This is a genomic window from Sphingomonas bacterium (genome assembly GCF_903644135.1).
Taxonomy (GTDB): Bacteria; Pseudomonadota; Alphaproteobacteria; order Sphingomonadales; family Sphingomonadaceae; genus Sphingomonas.
Map to the genome: position 1 here is coordinate 1 of NZ_CAHJXA010000196.1, position 5,311 is coordinate 5,311.

Annotated in this window: 8 protein-coding genes; 2 read left to right on the forward strand and 6 right to left on the reverse strand. The window is 70.0% G+C overall.

The genetic code is table 11. The features are described 5' to 3' along the window. Positions 1-143 precede the first annotated feature (143 nt). Positions 144-497 carry a winged helix-turn-helix transcriptional regulator gene (locus HUU96_RS10665; RefSeq protein ID WP_174292784.1) on the reverse strand — a complete coding sequence of 118 codons (354 nt, stop codon included), beginning with the start codon at positions 495-497 and terminating at the stop codon, positions 144-146. Positions 498-613: 116 nt separating this feature from the next. On the opposite strand from HUU96_RS10665, the gene HUU96_RS10670 reads away from it, so the two are divergent. After that, positions 614-940, forward strand: coding sequence for a putative quinol monooxygenase (locus tag HUU96_RS10670; RefSeq protein ID WP_174292785.1), 327 nt, complete (start codon positions 614-616; stop codon positions 938-940). Positions 941-1,003: 63 nt separating this feature from the next. On the opposite strand, the gene moaC is transcribed toward HUU96_RS10670, so the two are convergent. Genes moaC through HUU96_RS10690 form a run of 4 tightly spaced genes read right to left on the reverse strand, consistent with a single transcriptional unit; the run spans position 1,004 to position 3,837 of the window. Beyond that, positions 1,004-1,486 carry a cyclic pyranopterin monophosphate synthase MoaC gene (gene moaC, locus HUU96_RS10675; RefSeq protein ID WP_174292786.1) on the reverse strand — a complete coding sequence of 161 codons (483 nt, stop codon included), beginning with the start codon at positions 1,484-1,486 and terminating at the stop codon, positions 1,004-1,006. Continuing rightward, on the reverse strand, positions 1,479-2,252 hold the full coding sequence (gene trpC, locus HUU96_RS10680; RefSeq protein WP_174292787.1) for an indole-3-glycerol phosphate synthase TrpC: 774 nt from the start codon (positions 2,250-2,252) through the stop codon (positions 1,479-1,481). The genes moaC and trpC overlap by 8 nt, the downstream gene beginning before the upstream one ends. Then, the gene (trpD, locus tag HUU96_RS10685) at positions 2,249-3,244 is read right to left on the reverse strand and encodes an anthranilate phosphoribosyltransferase (protein ID WP_174292788.1); all 996 of its coding nucleotides are present in this window, start codon (positions 3,242-3,244) and stop codon (positions 2,249-2,251) included. The genes trpC and trpD overlap by 4 nt, the downstream gene beginning before the upstream one ends. Continuing rightward, the gene (locus HUU96_RS10690; RefSeq protein WP_174292789.1) at positions 3,241-3,837 is read right to left on the reverse strand and encodes an anthranilate synthase component II; all 597 of its coding nucleotides are present in this window, start codon (positions 3,835-3,837) and stop codon (positions 3,241-3,243) included. The genes trpD and HUU96_RS10690 overlap by 4 nt, the downstream gene beginning before the upstream one ends. A gap of 103 nt (positions 3,838-3,940) precedes the next feature. On the opposite strand from HUU96_RS10690, the gene HUU96_RS10695 reads away from it, so the two are divergent. Continuing rightward, positions 3,941-4,354: a hypothetical protein gene (locus tag HUU96_RS10695; RefSeq protein ID WP_174292790.1), complete on the forward strand. Its 414-nt coding sequence runs from the start codon at positions 3,941-3,943 to the stop codon at positions 4,352-4,354. Positions 4,355-4,368: 14 nt separating this feature from the next. On the opposite strand, the gene HUU96_RS10700 is transcribed toward HUU96_RS10695, so the two are convergent. Next, the coding region (locus HUU96_RS10700) for an anthranilate synthase component I family protein (RefSeq protein WP_174292791.1) at positions 4,369-5,311 on the reverse strand (943 nt) is incomplete at its 5' end.

Consider the following 5,311-nt stretch of genomic DNA (forward strand, 5'->3'; position numbering starts at 1 on the left):
AGCGGCCGGCGGCGGCGGCGACCGGCACGGTCTCGGCGGCGACCGGAGGGGCGGCCGCGAACAGGCGCGACTGGGCTTCGGTGATGGGGAGGAGGGCCATTGGCGATTGGTGAGGCGAGCGAGGGTGGCAGTCAACGCCGCCGTCAGGCTGGTGGCCGCTGATGTGGGGTGATGCGTGCGCGATGCTCCACGCCCCATTCGCACAGAGGCCGCAGTGTCTCGACCAGTGTTAGGCCAAAGGGCGTCATCGTGTAATCGACCTTGGGCGGAACCTGATGATAGTCGTGGCGCACCAGCATGTCGGACACCGCCAACTCACGCAGTTGCTGAACAAGCACTTTCTCGCTGATGCCGGTGACCAGCCGTTTGAGATCGCTAAACCGCCTGGGACCCGAGCGGAGATGGTACAGGATCAATGCCTTCCACTTGCCCCCCATCACCATGAGCGCGACTTCCAATCCGCATTCGGCTTCGTTGCCGTCGTCGGTATTTTCCATACTTACCTTCAGGTCCGTTCTACTCTTGGGCCGGAACGCGGCCATCTGGCGATCTACGATCCGTCCTGAGCGCGACGCGACGGATCAACGATCGTTCAGAAGCCACGGAGTTCGCCATGACACAGACGCCTGCCCTGCTGGGCTATACCACCTATCGTCTGGTGCCCGAAGATGTCGAAGCGTTCCGGTCGCTGGCTTTGCGCATGGCGGCCGTGGCGAAAGCGCGCGATGGCTGCGTTTTCCTCGATGTTGCCCAGGATGCCGCCGACCGCGCGACCTTTCGGCTGATCGAGGGCTGGCGGGATCAAGCCGCCTTGGACGCGCACGGTGCCAGTGCGGAGTTTCAGGCGGTGCTGCAGGAGGCGGCGGCGCTAGGCATCGTCGGCCGGTCGATCGACCTCTACTCGATAGCGGAAAAGCAGGCGATCGATCTGCCGGCCTGAAGGTTGGTCGTTCGCTTGCTGGCGCTGCTGTCACTTCCGGGCGGGTGTCACACTGTTGATTACCTACGTCGATGCAGGGTCGCGCGACCAATCCCCTGACTTGCCGCCCCTCTTGCTCACCAGTCGCACGCCGTCGATCACCATCGCCTTGTCGATCGCCTTGGCCATGTCGTAGATTGTCAGCAGCGCGACCGACGCGGCGGTCAGCGCCTCCATCTCGACGCCGGTGCGGCCCTCGGTCGCGGCGGTCGCGGTGACGGTGACGCCGCTCGCATCGGGAACGAGGTCGATCGCCACGCGGGTCAGCGGCAGGGGATGGCAGAGCGGGATCAGCTCGGCGGTGCGCTTGGCGGCCATGATGCCGGCGATGCGCGCGACTGCCAGCACGTCGCCCTTCTTCACCGCCCCCGCGGCGATCGCCTGCGCCGCAGCGGCGCTCATGGTGATGCGGCCGGTGGCGACTGCCTCGCGCACGGTCACGGCCTTGCCGCCGACATCGACCATGCGGGCCGCGCCGTCGGCGTCGAGATGGGTGAGGTCAGCCATCCAGCAACGCCCGCGTTGCCGCAGCAAGGTCCGACTGGCGCATCAGCGACTCGCCGACGAGGAAGCTGCGCACGCCATGCGCGGCTGCCGCGGTCAGGTCGGCATGGCTGGCGATACCGCTCTCCGACACGACCGTGTAGCCGGCGGGGATGCGTGCGGCGATCGCCCAGGCGCGGCTCGGGTCGGTGACGAAGGTGCGGAGGTCGCGGTTGTTGACGCCGATCAAGGTCGATTTCAGGCGCAACGCGCGGTCGAGTTCGTGCGCGTCATGGACCTCGACCAGCACGTCCATGCCCAAGTCGAGCGCCGCCGCTTCGATCTCGCCCATCAGCCCGTCGTCGAGCGCCGCGACGATGAGCAGGATCGCGTCGGCTCCGTAAGCGCGCGCTTCCCCGACCTGCCAGGGATCGACCATGAAGTCCTTGCGTAGGACGGGCAGGTTGACGGCGGCGCGCGCGGCAACGAGGTAATCGAGATGACCTTGGAAATACGGCTCGTCGGTCAGCACCGACAGGCAGGCCGCGCCGCCATCGGCATAGGCGCGGGCGTGCGCGGCAGGGTCGAAGTCGGCGCGGATCAGGCCCTTGGAAGGGCTCGCCTTCTTGATCTCGGCGATCAGCGCGAAGCTGCCCGCGGCGGCCTTGTTGCTCAACGCAGCGTGGAACCTGCGCGGCGCGCTGGGTGCAGTCTCTGGAAGCGGGCCGGCCTTGCGCCGCGCCACCTCGGCGCGGGTGGTCGCCAGGATATCGGCCAGGCGGTTGCTCATCGGTACGCGATCCAGCGGTCGAGCAACGCGGCGGCGCGGCCGGTGTCGATCGCCTCGCCGGCCAGCGCCGCGCCACTGCGGAGGTCACCGGTGACCCCGGCCACTGCCAGCGCCGCGGCGGCGTTGAGCAGCACCGCGTCGCGATAGGCGCTCGCCTCGCCCGCCAGCAGCCGCCTCAACGCCGCCGCATTATGCGCCGGATCGCCGCCACGGATCGCGCTCAGCGGATGCGAGTTCAGCCCCGCATCGGCGGGCGAGATCGTCTCCGGGAGCGATAGCGCGCCTACCGCCACCGCGACGCTCGGACCGGCGCAGGAGAGCTCGTCGAGCCCCTCCGCCCCCGCCACCACCAGCGCCGCCTCGGTGCCGAGCTGCTCCAGCGCGGCGGCATAGGTAGCGGCATAGTCGGGCCGGGCAATGCCGATCAGCTGGCGGGTGACGCCGGCCGGATTGGCGAGCGGCCCCATGAGGTTGAAGATCGTCCGCCGCGCGATCCGCCGCCGGATCGGGGTGATCCGCGCCATCGCCGGATGGTGGTTGGCGGCGAACAGGAAGCAGATGCCGATCTCGCGCAAACTGTCCGCCGCCGTCGCGCCCGCCACCGCCATGTCGAGGCCCAGCACCTCCAGCGTGTCGGCCGCGCCGGCCTTGGACGAGGCGGCGCGATTGCCGTGCTTGGCGACCGGCACGCCGCACGCCGCCACCACCAGCGCCACCGCGGTCGAGACGTTGAGGGTGTGGTGGCCGTCGCCGCCGGTGCCACAGACGTCGACCGTTCCCGCTGGCGCGTCGATCGCGATCATCCGTGCCCGCAGCGCCCGCGCCGCCTCCGCGATCTCGATGCTGGTCTCGCCGCGCTCGCTCAGGCCGAGCAGGAAGGCGGCGATCGCCTCCTCATCGGCATGACCGTCGAGGATGTCGGCAAACGCCAGCGCCGCCGTCTCGCGCGACAGCGGCGTCGAGGGGTCGGGCAGGAGGGCGAGGGTGGTCACGCCGGCTCGGCCACCGCGATCCCGGCGAGCCGCAGGAAGTTGGCGAGCATCGCGTGGCCATGCTCGGTGGCGATGCTCTCCGGATGGAACTGGACGCCGTGGATCGGCAGGCTCGCATGGCGGAAGCCCATCACCGTGCCGTCCTCGGCGCGCGCATTGACCAGCAGCGTATCGGGCACATCGTTGACGATCAGCGAGTGATAGCGGGTGGCGGTGAACGGCGAGGGCAGCGCCTCGAACAGGCCGGTGCCGTCGTGCAGCACCGGCGAGGTCTTGCCGTGCATCAGCCCGCCGCGCTCCACCCTGCCGCCGAAATGCTGGCCGATCGCCTGATGCCCCAGGCAGACGCCGAGCAGCGGCCGCTCCGCCTCGGCGCAGGCGGCGACAAGGTCGAGGCTGATCCCCGCCTCGTTGGGGGTGCAGGGCCCCGGCGAGATCAGGAAGCCCTGCGCGCCCGACGACAGCGCCTGCCCGACCGAGATCGTGTCGTTGCGCACCACCTCGACGCGCACGCCCAGTTCCTGCAGGTAATGCACCAGGTTCCAGGTGAAGCTGTCGTAGTTGTCGATGACGAGGATGGTCGGCGGGATCATGGCCGCCGCCATAGTCGAAGCGCGGCAGCGCGCAACGTGCAGCGTTCATGGCGGAGCCATGTGCGGTTGCGCACGTTGTCGCTGCGTCATCAGGAGGTCGTCGATGCTTCGCCCCACCCTTATCCTTGCGCTGCTCGCGCTTCCCACCATCGCGCAGGCCCAGAGCCAGAGCGAGTCCCAGGCCGGCCAGCCGCCGCAGCGGGTGCGCAACATCCAGCTGCGGCCGGGTGAGAAGTGCCCACCGGCCGGGGCCGGCGAGGTAATCGTGTGCGGCACGCTCGACCAGCCTTACCGGATCCCCAAGGCGCTGCGCGACGACAAGCCGATCCCGGCGCAGAACCAGAGCTGGGCGGCGCGGACCGAGACCGCCGACGAGATCGGCCGCGTCGCCGGCGGCCTGCCCGACACCTGCTCGCCGATCGGCAGCGGCGGTCAGACCGGCTGCGCGCTGCAGGCGAACAAGGCCTGGGTGGCGGAGAAGACCGCCGAGCGCCGTGCCGCCTCGTCGATTCCCTGATCTAGCCGGCTGATCTACTGGCCGAAGCCGGGTGTCGCCGCCCGGCCGACCGCCTCGCGCGCGGCGGCCAGGATCGCGCCCGCCTTGGCCTCGCATTCGCGCTGTTCGAGCGCGGGCACGCTGTCGGCGACGATGCCGGCACCGGCCTGGGCGTGGATGACGCCGTCCTTCACCACCGCGGTTCGGAGCACGATGCACGAGTCCATCGCGCCGTCCGGGGAGAAATAACCAACCCCGCCGGCATAGACGCCGCGCCGTTCGGGCTCCAGCTCGGCGATGATCTGGCAGGCGCGCACCTTCGGCGCGCCGCTGACGGTGCCGGCCGGAAAGCCGGCGAACAGCGCATCCAGCGCGTCCTTGCCCGCAGCCAGCGCGCCGACGACGTTCGAGACCAGATGCATGACGTGGCTGTAGAATTCGACGCCATAGCTGGCGGTCACCTTGACGCTGCCGGGCGACGCCACCCGGCCGACATCGTTGCGGCCGAGATCGAGCAGCATCAGATGCTCCGCGCGTTCCTTGGCGTCGGCGAGCAGGTCGGCACGGTTCGCCTCGTCCTCCGCCGCCGTGCGCCCGCGCGGCCGCGTGCCGGCGATCGGCCGGATCGTCACCTCGCCATCGCGGACCCTGACCAGGATCTCGGGCGACGAGCCGATCAACGCAAAGCCCGGCAAGTCGAGATGGTAGAGGAACGGCGACGGGTTGATCCGCCGCAGCGAGCGGTACAGCTCGAACGGCGGCAGCGCGAAGGGCGCGCTGAACCGCTGCGCCAGCACCACCTGGAAGATGTCGCCCGCGGCGATATAGTCCTGCGCACGCGCCACCATCGCCTGGTATGCCGCCGCCGGCATGGCAGGGGTATAGCCGGGCTCGGCTAGATCAGCACGCACCGGCGGCGGCAGCGGCGCGCTCGCCAGGCGGGCGGCGACCGCGTCCAGGCGCTCCTCGGCGGCGGCG

Bases quoted from the DNA above. Each gene is read 5' to 3' on its own strand.
- HUU96_RS10665 (WP_174292784.1), bottom strand. From the start codon at position 497: ATGGAAAATACCGACGACGGCAACGAAGCCGAATGCGGATTGGAAGTC.
- HUU96_RS10670 (WP_174292785.1), top strand. From the start codon at position 614: ATGACACAGACGCCTGCCCTGCTGGGCTATACCACCTATCGTCTGGTG.
- moaC (WP_174292786.1), bottom strand. From the start codon at position 1,486: ATGGCTGACCTCACCCATCTCGACGCCGACGGCGCGGCCCGCATGGTC.
- trpC (WP_174292787.1), bottom strand. From the start codon at position 2,252: ATGAGCAACCGCCTGGCCGATATCCTGGCGACCACCCGCGCCGAGGTG.
- HUU96_RS10690 (WP_174292789.1), bottom strand. From the start codon at position 3,837: ATGATCCCGCCGACCATCCTCGTCATCGACAACTACGACAGCTTCACC.
- HUU96_RS10695 (WP_174292790.1), top strand. From the start codon at position 3,941: ATGCTTCGCCCCACCCTTATCCTTGCGCTGCTCGCGCTTCCCACCATC.